The organism is Delftia sp., assembly GCF_059499305.1.
The window spans coordinates 102,733-119,203 of record NZ_JCABYI010000020.1; the positions used below are offsets into that span (position 1 = coordinate 102,733).

At 68.7% G+C, this 16,471-nt stretch carries 14 protein-coding genes; 6 read left to right on the forward strand and 8 right to left on the reverse strand.

Going from position 1 to position 16,471, the window contains the following annotated elements; genetic code table 11:
- Positions 1–183: 183 nt before the first annotated feature.
- The 3 genes from AC5I49_RS11275 to AC5I49_RS11285 all read right to left on the reverse strand — a co-directional run bounded on the left by AC5I49_RS11275 (position 184) and on the right by AC5I49_RS11285 (position 5,780).
- Entirely contained in the window at positions 184–969 is a 786-nt protein-coding gene (locus tag AC5I49_RS11275) for a BMA_0021/BMA_0022 family TOMM bacteriocin (protein WP_016446373.1), read from the reverse strand.
- Positions 970–986: 17 nt separating this feature from the next.
- A complete protein-coding gene (locus AC5I49_RS11280) occupies positions 987–5,075 on the reverse strand; it encodes a TOMM system kinase/cyclase fusion protein (protein ID WP_495789322.1) in 4,089 nt (1,362 codons plus the stop codon).
- Between the two features lie 165 nt (positions 5,076–5,240).
- Positions 5,241–5,780: a DUF6886 family protein gene (locus AC5I49_RS11285; protein ID WP_043792927.1), complete on the reverse strand. Its 540-nt coding sequence runs from the start codon at positions 5,778–5,780 to the stop codon at positions 5,241–5,243.
- A gap of 110 nt (positions 5,781–5,890) precedes the next feature.
- On the opposite strand from AC5I49_RS11285, the gene AC5I49_RS11290 reads away from it, so the two are divergent.
- Positions 5,891–6,295 carry a GFA family protein gene (locus AC5I49_RS11290; RefSeq protein ID WP_495789323.1) on the forward strand — a complete coding sequence of 135 codons (405 nt, stop codon included), beginning with the start codon at positions 5,891–5,893 and terminating at the stop codon, positions 6,293–6,295.
- 11 nt (positions 6,296–6,306) lie between these two features.
- Complete coding sequence (locus AC5I49_RS11295; RefSeq protein WP_461608123.1) at positions 6,307–7,449, forward strand: DSD1 family PLP-dependent enzyme; 1,143 nt, start codon at positions 6,307–6,309, stop codon at positions 7,447–7,449.
- Positions 7,450–7,524: 75 nt separating this feature from the next.
- Here AC5I49_RS11295 and AC5I49_RS11300 read toward each other — a convergent pair whose 3' ends face one another.
- The gene (locus AC5I49_RS11300; protein ID WP_267179130.1) at positions 7,525–8,532 is read right to left on the reverse strand and encodes a Bug family tripartite tricarboxylate transporter substrate binding protein; all 1,008 of its coding nucleotides are present in this window, start codon (positions 8,530–8,532) and stop codon (positions 7,525–7,527) included.
- 203 nt (positions 8,533–8,735) lie between these two features.
- Between AC5I49_RS11300 and AC5I49_RS11305 the strand changes: the two genes are divergently transcribed.
- Positions 8,736–9,635, forward strand: coding sequence for a LysR family transcriptional regulator (locus AC5I49_RS11305; RefSeq protein ID WP_046985988.1), 900 nt, complete (start codon positions 8,736–8,738; stop codon positions 9,633–9,635).
- 34 nt (positions 9,636–9,669) lie between these two features.
- Here AC5I49_RS11305 and AC5I49_RS11310 read toward each other — a convergent pair whose 3' ends face one another.
- Positions 9,670–10,452 carry an IclR family transcriptional regulator domain-containing protein gene (locus AC5I49_RS11310; protein WP_016446366.1) on the reverse strand — a complete coding sequence of 261 codons (783 nt, stop codon included), beginning with the start codon at positions 10,450–10,452 and terminating at the stop codon, positions 9,670–9,672.
- 170 nt (positions 10,453–10,622) lie between these two features.
- Here AC5I49_RS11310 and pobA point away from each other — a divergent pair, with 170 nt between their 5' ends.
- From pobA to AC5I49_RS11325, 3 genes are all read left to right on the forward strand, one after another.
- A complete protein-coding gene (gene pobA / locus AC5I49_RS11315; protein ID WP_016446365.1) occupies positions 10,623–11,798 on the forward strand; it encodes a 4-hydroxybenzoate 3-monooxygenase in 1,176 nt (391 codons plus the stop codon).
- A gap of 131 nt (positions 11,799–11,929) precedes the next feature.
- Positions 11,930–12,712 (forward strand): 2OG-Fe dioxygenase family protein, encoded by a 783-nt coding sequence (locus AC5I49_RS11320; protein WP_016451485.1) that lies wholly within the window; start codon positions 11,930–11,932, stop codon positions 12,710–12,712.
- A gap of 99 nt (positions 12,713–12,811) precedes the next feature.
- Positions 12,812–13,249, forward strand: a complete 438-nt coding sequence (locus tag AC5I49_RS11325) for a universal stress protein (protein ID WP_016446360.1) — start codon at positions 12,812–12,814, stop codon at positions 13,247–13,249.
- Positions 13,250–13,339: 90 nt separating this feature from the next.
- Here AC5I49_RS11325 and AC5I49_RS11330 read toward each other — a convergent pair whose 3' ends face one another.
- The 3 genes from AC5I49_RS11330 to ertE all read right to left on the reverse strand — a co-directional run bounded on the left by AC5I49_RS11330 (position 13,340) and on the right by ertE (position 16,470).
- Positions 13,340–13,894, reverse strand: a complete 555-nt coding sequence (locus tag AC5I49_RS11330; protein ID WP_227468561.1) for a bacteriohemerythrin — start codon at positions 13,892–13,894, stop codon at positions 13,340–13,342.
- 60 nt (positions 13,895–13,954) lie between these two features.
- Positions 13,955–14,938: a Bug family tripartite tricarboxylate transporter substrate binding protein gene (locus tag AC5I49_RS11335; RefSeq protein WP_034366137.1), complete on the reverse strand. Its 984-nt coding sequence runs from the start codon at positions 14,936–14,938 to the stop codon at positions 13,955–13,957.
- A gap of 254 nt (positions 14,939–15,192) precedes the next feature.
- Positions 15,193–16,470: an N-carbamyl-l-glutamate amidohydrolase ErtE gene (gene ertE / locus AC5I49_RS11340; protein WP_495789324.1), complete on the reverse strand. Its 1,278-nt coding sequence runs from the start codon at positions 16,468–16,470 to the stop codon at positions 15,193–15,195.
- Position 16,471: the final 1 nt, after the last annotated feature.

A 16,471-nucleotide genomic window follows, 5' to 3' on the forward strand; every position in this document is an offset into this window, starting at 1 on the left:
GGGGGGGGGGGGGGGGGGGGGGGGGGGGGGGGCGGCGCCGGGGCGGGGGGGCCGGGGGGGGGGTCCCCATCGGGCGGCTGGCGGGGCCGCCCGGGGGCCCCCCCACGACCTGCAGCGCGGGCACGTGCCGCCAGCGTCAGCAGCAAGGTGGCCGTGGCCCCTTGCAGCTGCGCCGGTGCCGTATCAGCAGGTGAAGGGATAGGCGTCACCGGTGTTGTTGTAGGAGGTGAGGGCGATGGCCCACAGGTCCTGCTCGGCGGGTGCCACCGGGTAGTTCAGCACGATGCCGTTCTTGATGGCCGTGCCGTCTGCGCGCTGCAGGTTCCACTCGCCGCGCGCGGCGTCCCAGGTGAAGGCCTGTTCGGTCTCGAAGCGGACCTGGAAGTTGAACGGGTTGTTGTAGCCCAGCCATTGGCTCAGCACGGGGGCCTTGTCCTTGCCGTCGTCGCGCGTCAGCTCCGCGTGGAACTCGGGCGACTGCCAGGCCAGGGCGATGGCGCGCAGCACCACGCCGCCGAAGGCCAGCAGCGAGTCGGGGCCGCCGCCGGGGATGCCCAGGCCCGTGGGCAGGGCAGCCCTGAGCATGCCGTTGTTCGGTTCCTCGAACGAGGTGCTCACGCCCATGAAGTTGGGGAACAGCTGGTAGTAGGCGGCCAGGGCCTCGGAGGCATGGGTCTGGGGCGCCTGGGGCAGGACGATGACGAATTCATCGTCGGGACCGATCCAGCCGGCCGTCAGCACGGGCTTCCATTCGGCGCGCTGGGTGGGGTCGTCGCTCAGGCGCAGCGACACATCGACCTGGGGCCACTGGGTCGGCAGGTTGAAGTCGCGGTGCAGCATGGGCTGGATGTCGCGCTGCCCCAGCAGGTCACGGCGGTAGGCGTCATCCTGCCAGGAGCGGGCGATGGCTCGCAGGTAGGCAAGGCGGAATGCGAGCAACGGTTCAGTATTCTGCAGCTGGGTGGTCATGTGACTTCATCCTCGGTTCAAGAAAAATGCGCCTGGCCGGGCAGGGGCCCGGACAGGTGCACGGACAGTTCAGGCCGCAGCGCGGCCAGCTCACTCAGGCGCGCGGCCACGTCCGGCCTGGCGGGTGCCAGGGCCTGCGACAGGGCCAGTGCCTCGGTTTCGGTGCGGTACTTGCCGGCAGTGCGCGCAGTCCCGGCCGCCTGGGCCAGGCTGTCCTGCACGGCCGCGTGGTCGGCGCCCATGGCCAGCAGGAAGCGGGCCTTCTTCAGGTGCAGCTCGCTGCTGTGCAGCCGTTCGTCCAGCACGTCGGCCAGGCGCAGGCATTCGTCGATCTTGTCCAGGGCCTCGGTCCAGCGCCCACTGGCCGCCAGCATTTCGGCGACGAAGGAGCGGTAGTAGGTCTGGCAGTAGCGGCAGCCCATGTCCCAGAGCACCTGCGCCGTTGCGCTGGCGCGCGCTATGCCTTCGCTGTCTTCGCTTGCCGTGCCCTCGCCCAGGGCCCAGCAGCGGATGATGTCCGCATAGCCCGAGAACGCTGGCAGGCCGTAGCGGGCCGTGATGTCCAGCAGCTCGCCCGTGGTGGCCAGCGCGCTGGCCCGGTCGCCGCGCGCCTGGTGGACCAGGCCCTGGTAGAGCAGGGCCATGCTCAGCGAGGGAATGTGCGAGACCTCGTGCGCCAGGCGCACGGCGTCGGCCGCATCGGCCAGCGCGGCCTGGTCGAAGCCGGCGAACCAGCGCACCAGGGCGCGCCCGCAGGTGGCCCAGACACGGGTGTCGAAGCCGAACTCGGCCGCATGATGGGCATGGGCCACGGGGTCGTAGCGGGTGATGGCGTCGGTCAGCGCTTCTTCGGCCTGCTCGAATCGGCCGTCGGAGTAGTGGGCCAGTCCCAGGTAGGTCTGGGCGGCCACCAGCACGCCCGTGTCCTGCTGGCGCACGGCCTGCTCCAGCAGCCGGTGGCTGAGCTGGCGCACTTCCTCGCGGTTGCTGGCCACGTGGTGGTAGGTGATCAGCATCCACAGGTGCTGCACCTGCTTGTAGTCGGCCACGGCGTTGGCGCCCGGGCCGGCCAGCAGCTCCTGCGACAGCGCGATGCTTTCCACCACCTGGGCATGGGCCCAGCCGTGCTTGTTCATCAGCGCCTGGGTCACGTAGCTGTTGACGTCCAGCCGCGCCTCGCGCTGGGCCACGCCCTGGAGCTGTTGCAGCCAGTCGTCGATGTGGCGCGCGTAGGCAATGGTTTCATCGTTGAGCGAGCGCAGCTGCGTGATGCGCAACTGCCGCACCGCAAGCGCCACGGCCTGGGCGTGGTCTCCGGCGTCCGCCCAGTGCTGGGCCACGCCTGCGGGTTCCGCCGCAACGCGCTGCGGCTGGTGCTGCATCAGGGCCAGGGCCACGTCGCGGTGCAGCAGCCGGCGCTGCGATACCAGCATGCATTCGTAGGCCGTGTCGCGGATCAGCGCGTGGCGGAACATGTAGGCGCCCGGGCCCGCGCGTTCGTCGGCAATCACCAGGCCGGCCTGGCCCAGGGCGGCCAGTTCCTGCCCGACTTCGCCCTGCGGGCGTTCCACGCAGGCGCACAGCAGGTCGAAGTCGAAGTGCCGGCCCATGGTGGCGGCCAGCTGCAGCAGGGGCTTGAGCGGGCCGATGCGGTCAAAGCGGCTGACCAGCGAGTCGCGCAGCGTGAGCGGAATGGCGGCCGGCAGTCCGGCATGGCGAAAGTCCCAGACGCCGTCTTCCTCCACCAGGTGGGCATCCAGCAGCATGCGCGCCATTTCCTGGATGAACAGCGGCACGCCGTCCGTGCGTTCCACCACGTGGCGGATCACGGCAGGGCTGAGCCGGCGCGGTGCCAGCGTCTGGCGGGCCAGTTCGGTGGCCTGGGCGTCTTCCAGGCGCCGCACGTCCACGCAGTCGGCCTGCAGGCCTTCGGGCGGTTGCCACTGCGGACGCGCCGTGAGCACCAGCAGCACGCGCCGCCCGGGCAGGCGCGCTACCAGTTGCTCCAGCAGTTCGATGCTGGTGGGATCGGCCCAGTGCACGTCTTCGACGACCAGCAGCAAGGGCTCGGCTTCGGACATGTGCAGCAGCCATTGCGCGGTGGACTGCAGCAGCAGCGCCCTTTGCATGACGGCCGAGATGCGGCTGGGCTCGCAGTCGCCCAGGGGCAGCGAGAGCCAGGCGCACAGAATGGGCAGGGCGGCCTCGGCATCGCAGCCTGCGGCGCGCAGGGCTTCGCGCATCTGCTCGCGGTGGTCCTGCGGGGGATCTGCCGCCTCCAGCCGCTGCCGTATCAGGCCCAGGAAAGGGGTCAGCGCGGTGTTGCGGTGCTCGGGCTGGCATTGCAGCACCACGGTGTTCGCGCCCTGTGTCCTGGCGTGGACGAGCAGCATGTCGGCCAGGCAGGATTTGCCGATGCCCGGCTCGCCGCGAATCCACAGCGCATTGCCCCCGGCTTCGCGGGCCCGCGCCCACGCGTCGTGCAGGCGCTGCAGTTCGGGTTCGCGGCCTATGCACTGCAAGGCTGCATCGGACACAGGTCCCTGCAGTAGCTCGGCTGGCTGCTCCAGCTCCAGGCGATAGGTCTGCATGCCCGCAGGCTGGCCGGGCAGGCGCAGGCTGCCGGCCTTCTCGAAGCGCGCATGACGCGCCAGCAGGCGGTGGCTGCTTTCGCTGGCCAGCAGGGTGCCCGCATCGGCGATGGCCTCCAGCCGCATGGCCACGTTGACGGCATGGCCCGAGGGTGCTTCGCCGCCGACCACCACGGCCATGCCGGTGTGCAGGCCCATGCGGATTCCGAGGTGCAGTCCGTGGACCTGCTCGATGGCAGCCGCGCGGCTGCGGCTGAGCGTCAGCAGCTCCTGCGCCGTCATGCCGGCCTGGCGGGCATCGGTGTCGCTGGTGTGCGGGTAGCCGAAGAGCACCAGCATGCGGTCGCCCAGCGTGCCCGCCAGCATGCCGCCGCGCCGGGTGGCAACGTCGGAGAACAGCGTGAGTTCCTCGCGCTGCAGCAGTTCGATGTCCTCGATGTTCAGCCCCTGCGAGGGCTGGCCTGCGGTGCCTGCCGCGCTGTCCATGGCGTCGGCATCGCTGCCGGGCCACAGCGACACGCTGCAGCACAGCACGGTCAGCTGCCGCACTTCCGAGAAAACGCGCGTGGTGGCCACGGTGCGGGTGAGGTCCGCCTGCTGCACCTGGGCGGCGGCGGGCAACTGGCCCACCAGATCGTCCAGCCGCACGCGCATGAGGTCCCTGAGCAGGGCCGCCGCCGAGTCGCTGCGCTCCGCAGGCCTCTTCTTGAGCGCCTTGCGCAGCAGGGCGGCGATGGGGTGGGTGGAGATGGCCGGCGGCAGCTGCACTTCCTGCGGGCTGAGCTGGCGGTGCACGATCTCGGCCACCGAGGCGCCCTGCACGGCGGGCGTGCCCGTCAGGCATTCGAGGAACATCAGCCCCCAGGCATACAGGTCGGTGCGGGCGCTGGGCGGCTCGCCGCGCAGCTGCTCGGGGGCGCTGTAGGCCGGCGTGCCAAGGCATTCGTCGCCCATGGTGAGCTGCGAGACCTGCGGGCCGGCAAACTGTGGAATGACGGTGCCGATGCCGAAGTCCAGCACCATGGCGTGGCGCACCGCGCCCGTGGAGGTGACCATCACGTTGTCGGGCTTGAGGTCGCGGTGCACGATGCCGGCGGCATGCGCGCAGTCCAGCGCATCGAGCACCTCGGCCATGAGGCGGCCAGCCTCGGCGGCAGTCAGCACGCCCTGGCGGCGGATCAGGCTCTTGAGGGTCTCGCCGGGCACATATTCGAAGACGCCGTAGACGCAGTCGCCTTGCTCGCCCTTGTCCAGCAACTGGACGATGTGCGGATGGTGCAGGGACGCGCACAGCATGGTCTCGCGGTGGAAGCGCTCCACCTGGCGGCCGCCTTCCTGCAGCCTGACGACCTTGATGGCCACCGATGCACCCGTGCGCCGGTGTCGCGCACGGTAGACGGTGCCGTAGCCACCTGATCCCAAGGTTTCCAGCAGTTCGTAATCGGGTATTTCCAGGGGGGCTGGCGCCACCGGGGTCACCGCAGCTTGCGTGGGGTTGGTGATGGCATCGTGCATTTCAGCCTCGGTTGGGTATCCTCCTGGAGGGTATCCAGTCGTCCATTTGTCATACGGCAGACCGTGCTTTTGATACCGTTCGTTACTATAGCGTACGTCCGAATGCAATTGCCTGTTTTTGCCTACGTGCTTGCCCATGGTTGCCGTCGCCGTGGCGTCCGGCGCTCAGGCCCAGCTGGCCGCATTGCGCAGCCGTATGCCGCTGGCATGCAGCGAGCTGTCCCAGACGCCGCGCAGCGGCTGCAGGGAATCGACGATGCGCAGCTCGGTGCCGCATTCCGCTATTGCTTGCGGCAGATCGACCAGCAGGTCCCGGCGCAGGGGCTGCACGGTCTGCCGGCTCACGTACATGCCGGCGTCCTCCAGGCTTTCAAACGTATCGGCCGGCAGCTCGTACCGGTGTATCCGGGCCGCTTGCAGGCGCGCGGCCCAGGCGGTCTCCACATAGGCCACGGCCAGCGCTCCATCGGGCAGGGCGTTCAGCCATTGGGCCCTGTCTTCGCTGGTGCTGTGCTCGTGCGGCCATATGACGATGCGCGGGCATTCGCGCGGAAACAGGTACAGCCGCTGATGCGTCTGTGCGATGGCCCACACCAGGGGGCCGTTGAGCCACTCCTGTCCCTGGCGGCGGGGGGCCGCCTTCAGGACCGGGCGGGGTTGGAACTGCCGGATGTCCCCGTCTTCGCTGAAATGAAAAAGTCGCATGGCGCGCAGTGTAGGGCGCGGCGATTTGCAGGCGGCCCGCCATCCCCTATGATGCGCGACACCTGTGAATAATCCCAGGTACTCGCAACCCACGGAAAGGTCCATGCACCATGAACGGTCACTGTCTTTGCGGCGCTGTCAGCTTTGTCTCTCCCCAGGCCCGGGAAATCGGGGCCTGCCACTGTGGGTACTGCCGGCGCTGGGGCGGTGGCCCCTTGCTGGCGGTGCATTGCGGGCCCGATGTGAAGTTCGAGGGCGGCGAGCACATAGGCACCTATGCCTCCTCCGAATGGGCCGAGCGCGCCTTCTGCAGGCAATGCGGCACGCACCTGTACTACCGGCTGCACGCCACGGGCGAGTACTTTGTGCCGGCCGGCGCCTTCGAGTCGCAGGACTTCGAGCTGGCCACGCAGATCTACATCGACAGAAAGCCCGGCTACTACGACTTCGCCAACCAGACGCCGACCATGACCGAGGCCGAGGTCATCGCCCAGTACGCGCCCCCGCAGGAATGAGGCACAGCACCATGCCCTTGCACGATGACGCCAGCGGCCTGGCAATGGAGCCTGCCGCACGGCCCGGCGATCCGCTCGATCGCATCGACACACCCAGCCTGGCGCTGGACCTGACGGCCTTCGATGCCAACCTGCGCGCCATGCAGGACTGGGCCGACCGCCATGGCGTGGCGCTGCGCCCGCATGCCAAGGCGCACAAGTGCCCCCAGATCGCGCTGCGCCAGCTGGCGCTGGGCGCGCGTGGCATCTGCTGCCAGAAGGTGAGCGAGGCCGTGCCCTTTGTGGCGGCCGGCGTGCGCGACATCCTGATCAGCAACGAGGTGGTGGGACCCGCCAAGCACGCGCTGCTGGCCCGGCTGGCGCGCACGGCGCGCATGGCCGTGTGCGTGGACAACGCGGCCAACCTGGTGCAGCTGTCCGAGGCCATGTCGCAGGCGGGCGTGGAGATCGACGTGCTGGTCGAGGTGGACGTGGGCCAGGGCCGCTGCGGCGTCACGGGCCCCGAGGCCGTGCTGGCCCTGGCGCGGCAGGCGCGTGACCTGCCGGGCCTGAATTTCGCGGGCCTGCAGGCCTACCACGGCGCGGCGCAGCACCGGCGCAGCCGCGAAGAGCGTGCGCAGGCCTGCCAGGAGGCTGCGAGCCGGGCGGCGGCCTGCGCGCAGCTGCTGCGCGACAACGGCCTGGCCTGCCACACCATCACGGGCGGCGGCACGGGCAGCGTGGAGTTCGATGCGGCCAGCGGCGTCTACACCGAGCTGCAGCCGGGCTCCTATGCCTTCATGGATGGCGACTACGGCGCCAACGAATGGGGCGGGGCGCTGGCCTTTCGCCGCAGCCTGTTCCTGCTGTCCACGGTGATGAGCACGCCCGCGCCGGACCGCGTCATCCTCGATGCGGGCCTGAAATCCACCTCGGCCGAATGCGGCCCGCCCGCCGTCTACGGCACGCCGGGCCTGCGCTGCGTGGCCATCAATGACGAGCACAGCGTGGTATGCGTGGAGCCTGGCGCCCAGGCGCCCGCCCTGGGCAGCGTGCTGCAGCTGCTGCCCTCGCACGTGGACCCGACATTCAACCTGCACGACGAGCTGGTGCTGCTGCAGGGCGGCACGGTGCACGCGCTGTGGCCGATTGCGGCGCGCGGGATGTCGCGCTGAAGACGGCATGAAAGAAGCCGCCGGCCTTGCGGCGCGGCGGCTTTTTTGCGTCTGCGGCCTGCTGTGGCCTGTGGCTTACAGCTCGATCTTGGCGCGGCGGATCACGTCGCCAAAGCGCTTGTTCTCTTCGACGATGAAGGCCTTGAACTCTTCGTTCGTGGGGAAGTAGTTCTCGTAGCCGAAGGTCTGGAACTTGGGCTGGATGTCGGGCTCGCGCAGGGCCTTCATGGTGTCCTGGCGGATCTTCTCGACCACGGCCGGCGGCGTGGACTTGGAGACGGCAAAGGCATTCCAGCCGGTGACCACTGCATCGGCCGGGCCGCCGGACTCGGCCACGGTGGGCACGTCTTCATAGCCCTTGAGGCGGTGGGGCGCCAGCACGGCCAGAAAGCGCAGCTTGCCCGAGCGCATCAGCGGGCCGGCCGTGCCCGAGGAGCCCAGCGCAAAGGCCAGCTCGCCCGTGGCCACGCTGGTGTACAGCTGGCTGGTTTCCTTGTAGATGACGTGTTCCATCTTGGTGCCCGTCAGCGACTCCAGCAGGGCCGAGCCCAGGTGCACCGGGTTGCCCACGGACCACGAGCCGTAGTTGAGCTTGCCGGGGCGCGCCTTGGCGTCGGCAATCAGGTCGGCCACGGTCTTGTAGGGGCTGTTGACCGGCACGCAGACGAAGAAGAAGGTGCGAAACAGCGGCAGGACGACTTCGAAGTCCTTGTCGATGCTGTAGGGCAGTTTCTTGAACAGGTGGGGATAGGCGGCCAGGTGGACGTTGTCCAGCTGGATGATGTCCGTGCCGTCGGTGGCGCCGCGCTTGAAGGCCTCGATGGCGATGAAGCCGTTGCCCCCCGGGCGGTTTTCCACGATGACGGGCTGGTTCCACAGGCGCGCCAGCTTGTCGGCCACCAGGCGCGAGGTGCCGTCCGGCCCGCCTCCCACGGGGAAGGGGTTGATGATGCGCACCTGCTTGGTGGGCCAGTTGGCGGCGGCACCCGACTGGGCACGCGCGGGTGCCAGGGCGCCCATGGCCAGGGCGCCAAGGGCGAGGCCCGCCTGGCGGCGATTGATGCGGAAGGCGCTGTCTTTCATGGTTTGTCTCCGAGTCGCTGTTGGGCTTGCTGGGGGGCTTGGTCCTATGCCGGCAAGGCACAGGCTGCTCTTGTTTTTACGCTCTCTTGCGGGAGCGGCTGGATCATCCAGTCGCCGCATTGTGTCAGTTCGTTGCAAAGCACCTAGCCGTGGCTGGCGCTAGCAGCTATAGCAAAATGGCATAAGTGAGGAGGCGAGAGAACATGAATTTGCAGCAGATAGAGACGTTCGTGCATGTGGCCGAGACCGGCAGCTTCAGCAAGGCGGCCGTGCTGCTGGAGACGGCCCAGCCCGCACTGAGCCGCCAGGTGCGGGCGCTGGAGACCGAGCTGCGCGAAACCCTGCTGATTCGCACCGGCCGCGGCGTGACGTTGACCGACGCGGGCCGCCGCCTGCTGGAGCACGGCCACGCCATCATGCAGCGCGTGGCGCTGGCCAAGGAGGATCTGGGCAGCCAGCGCGACGAGCCCGTGGGCCGCATCGTGGTGGGCCTGCCGCCCAGCCTGGCGCGGCGCCTGACGCTGCCGCTGATCGACCTGTTCAGCAAGGACATGCCCAAGGCCCGGCTGGCCGTGGTCGAGGGCTTTTCCATGAACATCGCCGAATGGCTGACCTCGGGCCGCATGGACCTGGGCCTGGTCTATACGCCCGAGCCGCATCCGCACATCGAGGTCACGCCCGTGCTGGAAGAGCGCCTGTGCCTGATCGGCCCGGCGCGCACGCTGGGCGGGCGCAGCAGCGTGCGCTTTGACGAGCTGTCGCAGTTTCCGTTGATCATGCCGCAGCACGGCCAGATCTTCCGCAAGTTGATGGAGGCCCAGGCCACGCTGTCCCAGGTCAAGCTCAACGTGGTCTGGGAAGTGTCCAGCGTGCCGGCCATCCTGGACCTGGTGCGCGGCGGCTACGGCTACGCCGCGTTGACCGACAGCGCCATGCGCAGCCACCTGACCGATGCCGAGCTGGTGGGCATTCCCATCGAATCGCCCCATGTGGTGAGCACGCTGTGCCTGGCGCAGTCGGCCAAGAAAAAGGCCACGCCGCTGATCCGCAAGACTTCTCTGGCCCTGCGCGAACTGAGCCGGCTGGTGTGCGCGCCGCTCTGAGCGGTTGCAGCGACGGCGGCAGTTCAGCCAGGCCTCAGAGCAACGGCCGCAGCTCCCGCGCCGCCTCCTGCAGCAGCGGCAGCAGCTCGGCCACCATGTCGGCCGGCGCCATGCGCTGGGGCGAGGTCACGATGTTGAGCGCGGCCACCGTGCGGCCCTCCATGTTGCGCAGCGGCACGGCCAGGGCCTGCACGGCCAGCTCATGCTCTTCCAGGGCCAGGCAGAAGTCCTGTCGGCGTACTTCGTCCAGCACGCCTTCGAGCGCTGCGCTGTCGGTGACCGTGTGGGCGGTCAGGCGCCGCAGGTCGTGCGAGGCCAGCCATTGCCTGAGCTCGGCCGCAGGCAGGGCGGCCAGCAGCACGCGGCCCGTGGAGGTGGCGTGGGCGGGCAGGCGGCTGCCCAGGTGCAGGCCGTGGGCCATGAGGCGCTGGCCGCGCTCGTGCAGGGCGCTGCGCGCGACGATGACCACCTCGTGGCCATCGCGCACCACGCAGGAAAACGACAGCTGGGTCTGCGCCGCCAGCCGGTAGAGCACGGGCTGGACGATGCGCGGCAGCCGCGCCGAGGCAAGGTAGCTGCCCGACAGCCGCAGCACCTTGGGCGCCAGCCAGAAATGGCTGCCGTCCGTCTCCAGGTAACCCAGGTGCGCCAGCGTCAGCAGATGGCGGCGCGCGGCCGTGCGCGTGATGCCCGAGCGCTCGGCCGCCATGGTGGCGTTCAGGCGCTGGCGCTCGGTGTCGAAGCTCTCCAGCACGGCCAGGCCCTTGGCCAGTCCGGCGATGAAGTCATCGGGGTCGATGGGAAAGGGCTGGTTCATGGGCGGGGAGGGCGGGCATGCAGGTAGTGCGCGATTGTCGCGCAGATTGCGCGATCACCGCGCAACTCATGTGTCAGCCCCTCGTCTTTGCGCTGCCTCAAAACTAGTCTTGGGACCAGGCCATGGCATGAACCGGCCATGACATCGAACAACGCAACGGAGACAGATCAATGCGTACCCAAGTCGCCATCATCGGCGCAGGCCCTGCCGGCCTGCTTCTCGGCCAGCTGCTGTACCGCGCGGGCATAGACAACGTCATCATCGAGCAGCGCAGCGCCGACTACGTGCTGGGCCGCATCCGCGCCGGCGTGCTGGAACAGGTCACGGTGGACCTGCTGGAGCAGGCCGGCGCCGATGCCCGCATGCGCGCAGAAGGCCTGCCGCACGACGGCATCGAGCTGCTGTTCGGCGGCCAGCGCCACCGCATCGACCTGCATGGCCTGACCGGCGGCAAGCGCGTCATGGTCTACGGCCAGACCGAGGTCACGCGCGACCTGATGGAAGTGCGCGCCGCCGAGGGCCTGACCACGGTCTACGAGGCCGCCAACGTGCAGCCCGTGGGCTTCGATGGCGACAGCCCCGTCGTGCGCTATGAGAAGGACGGCCAGGTCCATGAGCTGCAATGCGACTTCATCGCCGGCTGCGACGGCTTTCACGGCATCTGCCGCGCCAGCGTGCCCCAGGACAAGGTGCGCACCTTCGAGAAGGTCTACCCCTTCGGCTGGCTGGGCCTGCTGTCGGACACGCCGCCCGTCTCGCACGAACTGATCTACGCCCAGACCGAGCGCGGCTTTGCACTGTGCAGCCAGCGCAGCGCCACGCGCAGCCGCTACTACCTGCAGGTGCCGCTGACCGAAAAGGTCGAGGACTGGAGCGATGAAGCCTTCTGGAACGAACTGCGCCTGCGCCTGGACCCCGAGGCACGCGAGCGCCTGGTCACCGGCCCCTCGCTGGAAAAGAGCATTGCCCCGCTGCGCAGCTTCGTGACCGAGCCCATGCGCTTCGGCCGCCTGTTCCTGGCCGGCGACGCGGCCCACATCGTGCCGCCCACGGGCGCCAAGGGCCTGAACCTGGCCGCCTCGGACGTGGGCTACCTGTCCAGCGCCTTCGCGCAGTACTACCGCGACAAGGCGCCCGAAGGCATCGACGGCTACTCCGAGCAATGCCTGCGCCGCGTCTGGAAGGCCGAGCGTTTTTCGTGGTGGATGACCTCGCTCATGCACCGCTTCCCCGACGCGGGCGGCTTCGACACCAAGGTGCAGGAGGCGGAACTGGACTACATCGTCAACTCCCGGGCAGGCTCGACCTCGCTGGCGGAGAACTATGTGGGGTTACCGCTGGTGTGAGGGCCGGCGTGAGGCCCCGGGCGCCGCCGAGGCTGCGCCCGCATTGATGCGCGCCTGTCGCCACAGCATTGCGCAAATTTGCAGGCCGCCTCGCCCGGACGGGTGCGGGCGAGGAGTAAGCTTGGCAGGTTATGGCGCACATCACGTTTCCCCCTCCCTATATCGCCCCCCAGAATGCAGCGCAGTCGCTGCGCGACGCAGGCTATGCGGTGCTGCGCCCCGATGAATTCGCGGCCTGGGCGGGCGTGTCCTTGACCGAGCTGCATGCGCTCGATGCCGACTGGGCCCAGCTGCCGCCCGATGCCTTTCTGAAGGACGGCGGGCGCTACCGGCGCCGCCGCCATTCCTGCTTCATCGCGGGGCAGGACGGGCTGCAGCAGGTGGAGCACCGCGCGCACTGGCAGCCGGTGGAGTACAACGCCCTGCATGGCGGCATGCTGCGCATGTTCGAGCCCATGCGCGATGCCACGGCGCAAAGCGCCACCTGGAGCCGGCTGCTGCTGGCGCTGGCGGGCCTGTCCGACCAGGTGTTCTGCGCCCAGGGCGATGATGTGCAGCACGAGCGCTGGTTCATCGAGTCCCACCAGTTCCGCATCGACACCACGGACGGCATTGGCCGGCCCACCCCCGAAGGCGCGCACCGCGACGGCGTGGACCTGGTGGCCGTGATCCTGGTCGGGCGCGAGGGCGTGAAGGGCGGCGAGACGCGCATCTTTGAGGCCACGGGCCCCAGTGGCCAGCGCTTCACGCTGACCGAGCCCTGGTCGGTGATGCTGCTGGACGATGCCCGCATGATCCACGAGACCACGCCCATACAGCCCGAGCAGCCGGGCGGTGTGCGCGATACCCTGGTGCTGACCTATCGCCGCCAGGGTTTCCAGGGCTCGGAGCTGACGCGTCGCCGCAAGGATTGATGCAGCTCAAGACGATGGCGCATGATGGGCGCACACTTTGGTTCATCGACCCGGCCGCCCCCGATTCCTGAGGGCGGCCAAGCACAAAGGAGAAAACGCATGTTCAAGCACATCCTGGTTCCCGTGGACGGCTCCAACAGCTCGATGCTGGCGGTCCACAAGGGCGTGGAGCTGGCCAAGGTCTTTGGCAGCACGCTGACGGCGGTCTACGTGGTGGACCCCTATCCGTTCACGGGCGTGGGCGCCGACTTCGCCTACGGCCAGTCGCAGTACCTGAGCGCGGCCACGGCCGAGGCCAACACCACGCTGGACGCCGTCAAGAAGATCACCGACGAGGCCGGCATCACCGCCACCACCGTGGTGGGCGAAGGCCATGCGGTGCACGAAGGCATCGTGCGCGTGCTCGAGAGCACGGGCGCCGACCTGATCATCATGGGCTCGCAAGGCCGCCGTGGCCTGGAAAAGCTGATGCTGGGCAGCGTGACCCAGCGCGTGCTGGGCGCCGTGCGCGTGCCGGTGCTGGTGGTGCGTGAGTAATCCCCGGGCCGCTCGGCCCTTCGCCGGGTGAAACGTCAACGGCTCCCTCGGGAGCCGTTTTTATTGGTGCGCTGCAGGGGGAGAGGGCGATCAGCGATTGAGCAGCCGTGCCAGCCAGCCCTTTTTCTTGCGCTGCAGTTCCAGTTCCTGCAGCACTTCGTTCTTGAGCCTTTCCTTCTCGGCGGCAGGACTGGACTCGCGCGCCATGCGCAGATAGGCCTTGGCCGAGTCCACGTAGCCGGTGTCTTCGTTGCGGATGTGGTTGAACAGCCAGCGCGAGAGCATGCCGTGCAGCTCGGCGGCCACGTCCTCGCCGGCATCGAAGCGGGTCTGCATCTCGATCACGCGGCGCGTGAACAGCTCGTGCACCTTCTTGTGCGGGCCGGCGAACATGTAGCCGGCGCTCTCGATCAGGCTTTCCTCGAACACGAAGTGAGAGACGGTGTAGTCGATCATCTCGCCGATGACATCGCCCAGGGCCTCGCGGTCGGGCGAGGACCGCAGCTCGTAGAGCTTGTTGATGTAGTCGACGATGCGGCGGTGCTGCCTGTCGATCTCTGCAATTCCGGTGTCCAGCTCGGGGACCCAGACCAGCAATGCCATGGCGTTCTCCAGGAATTCGGTGATTTCCGGAGAAGTATTCACGGGACTGTCACATCGCCCCTTGATGCAGATCAGTCTGATCTGCATCAAGGAGACGCGGCATCACTCGATCTTGGCGCCCGAGGACTCGACGATCTGCTTGGACTGCCTGAAGTCGGCCTGGAACATCTTGTCGAAGTCGGCCACGGTCATGGACTGGGGCTCGGCGCCCTGGGTCTGGATGGCGTCGCGCACTTCGGGCATGGCCAGCAGCTTGTTCACTTCGGCGTTGACCTTGGTCACGATGGCCGTGGGCGTGCCCTTGGGCATGAACAGGCCGTACCAGGTGCTGACGTCAAAGCCCTTGAGGCCCGATTCGGCCAGCGTGGGCGTGTCGGGCAGCGAGGACGAGCGCTTGGCCGAGGTCACGGCGATGGCGCGCAGCTTGCCGGCCTTGATCTGGCCGATGGCCGAGGGCACGGAGGACACCAGCAGGTCCACGTTGCCGGCCAGCGCATCCATCAGGGCCGGATTGGAGCCCTTGTAGGGCACGTGCACCAGCTGGATGCCCGCCGCTTTCTCCAGCAGCACGCCCGAGAGGTGGATGCTGGTGCCATTGCCAGGCGAGCCGTAGGTCACCTTGCCCGGGTGCTGCTTGGCAGCGGCCACGATGTCGGCCAGAGTCTTGTAGGGCGAGTTCACGCTGGTGGCGATCACGATGGGCGTGTAGGCCACGTGGGCCACGGGCACCAGGTCCTTGACCGGGTTCCAGGGCAGGTTCTTGTAGAGGTAGGGGCCCAGGACCACGTTGTCCTTCTGGCCCATGACCATGTCGTAGCCCGTGGGCGCTGCCTTGGCGGCCTCGGTGATGCCGATGGTGCCGCCTGCGCCCGCGCGGTTGTCGGGCACCACGGTCCACTTGCTGACTTCGGTGAGCTTGTTGGACACCACGCGCGCGAGGATGTCGGTGCCGCCGCCGGGCGGGAAGGGCACGATCATGCGCACGGGCTTGTTCGGATAGTCGGCAGCCGCACCTTGGGCGGCTGCGGAAAAGCTCAGGCCCATGGCGGCGGCCACGGCGGTGCAGGTGATCAGTTGGCGGAACATGAAAGAAGAAACTCCAGGGTCTGATGGGGCGGTGCAACCCTCTCGCAGCGGACCGGCAGTGCCGGGCCGCCCATGCGGTGGGTTGTCGATGATCGGGGAGGGTGGTTCCGCCATCTTGCATTGGGAAACCCGCTATTTGGGCGGATTTCCGCAATCTGTGCCACAGGGGCTTCCACCAAGGAGCAGCTTGTGCCTGCTCCAGAGGGAAGCGGGCTATTTTATGCCGCCTTGGTGCCTGGCCGCAGGCCAGGCGCTCAGCCCTGCGCCAACTGCCTGTCCAGCACGCGCACCGTCTCGTACAGAACCCGGGTGCCGTCCAGCAGCTGGGACGACTCTATCCATTCCTCGGGCGCGTGGCTGCGGCCGTGGAGGCAGGGGATGAAGATCATGCCCATGGGGCCGGTGGGCGCCATGTAGACGGCGTCATGGCCGGCGCCGCTGGGCATGCGCATGTGGGCGTAGCCCAGGTTGTCGCAGGCCTGCTCCACGCCCTGCATGACCAGGCCAGCGCAGTCCGTGGGCTGGGAGCGGCTCACGTCGGCCATCTCGGCACGCACGCGCAGGGCGGCCAGGCCGGGCAGGACTTCGGCCAGCAGTTCCTCGGGGAAGCTCTCCAGCACGCCGGCGTGGTCGCTGCGCACTTCCATCATCATCTCGACCAGGCCGGGCACGGCATTGGAGGCATTGGGCGTGAGCGAGAGCCGGCCCACGGTGGCCACCACATAGTGGGGCTGGCCATTGAGCGCAGCGGCCTTGCGGTTGGCCGCATCGATGATGCGCGCCGCGCCCACCAGCGCGTCCTGCCGGATGTCCATGGGCGTGGTGCCTGCGTGGTCGGCCTGGCCGTGCACGGTGAAGCCCACGCGGCGTATGCCCACGATGTTCGTCACCACGCCAATGGGCAGGCCGCGCTGCTCCAGCACCGGGCCCTGCTCTATGTGCAGCTCCACGAAGGCGGACGTGCCGCCGGCGCTGCGCAGCGGGCGGTGCAGCGCCTCGGGCCGTGCGCCGATGCGCCGCATGCCTTCGGCCAGGGTTTCGCCTTGCGGGTTGCGTGCCGCCAGCATGGTGGCGTCCAGCTTGCCCGACAGCGCGCGGCTGCCTATGCAGGAGATGCCGTAGTCGCTGGGCTCCTCGGACAGGAAGTCGATCACCTCGAACGGGTGCTGCAGGGCGATGCCGTTTTCATGCAGGCAGTGCGCCACCTCGATGCCGGCCAGCACGCCGATGATGCCGTCGAAGCGCCCGCCCATCATCACGGTGTCGCAGTGCGAGCCGGTGGAGATGGGGGCGCGTTCTGCGCCGCCCGCAGCGGCCTGGGCAGCCGGCAGGCGGCCGACCAGATTGCCGCCTTCATCCAGATGCACCTGCATGCCCGCGGCCGCGAACTCGGCGCGCAGCCAGGCGCGGGCCTGGTCGAACTCGGGCGAGAAGGCGCGGCGGGTCCAGGGCCGGTCGGGCAGGGTGAAGGTGGACAGGGTCTGGACACGGCGCCAAAGGCGCTCGGCATTGATGGGGGGCAGGGCGGTCATG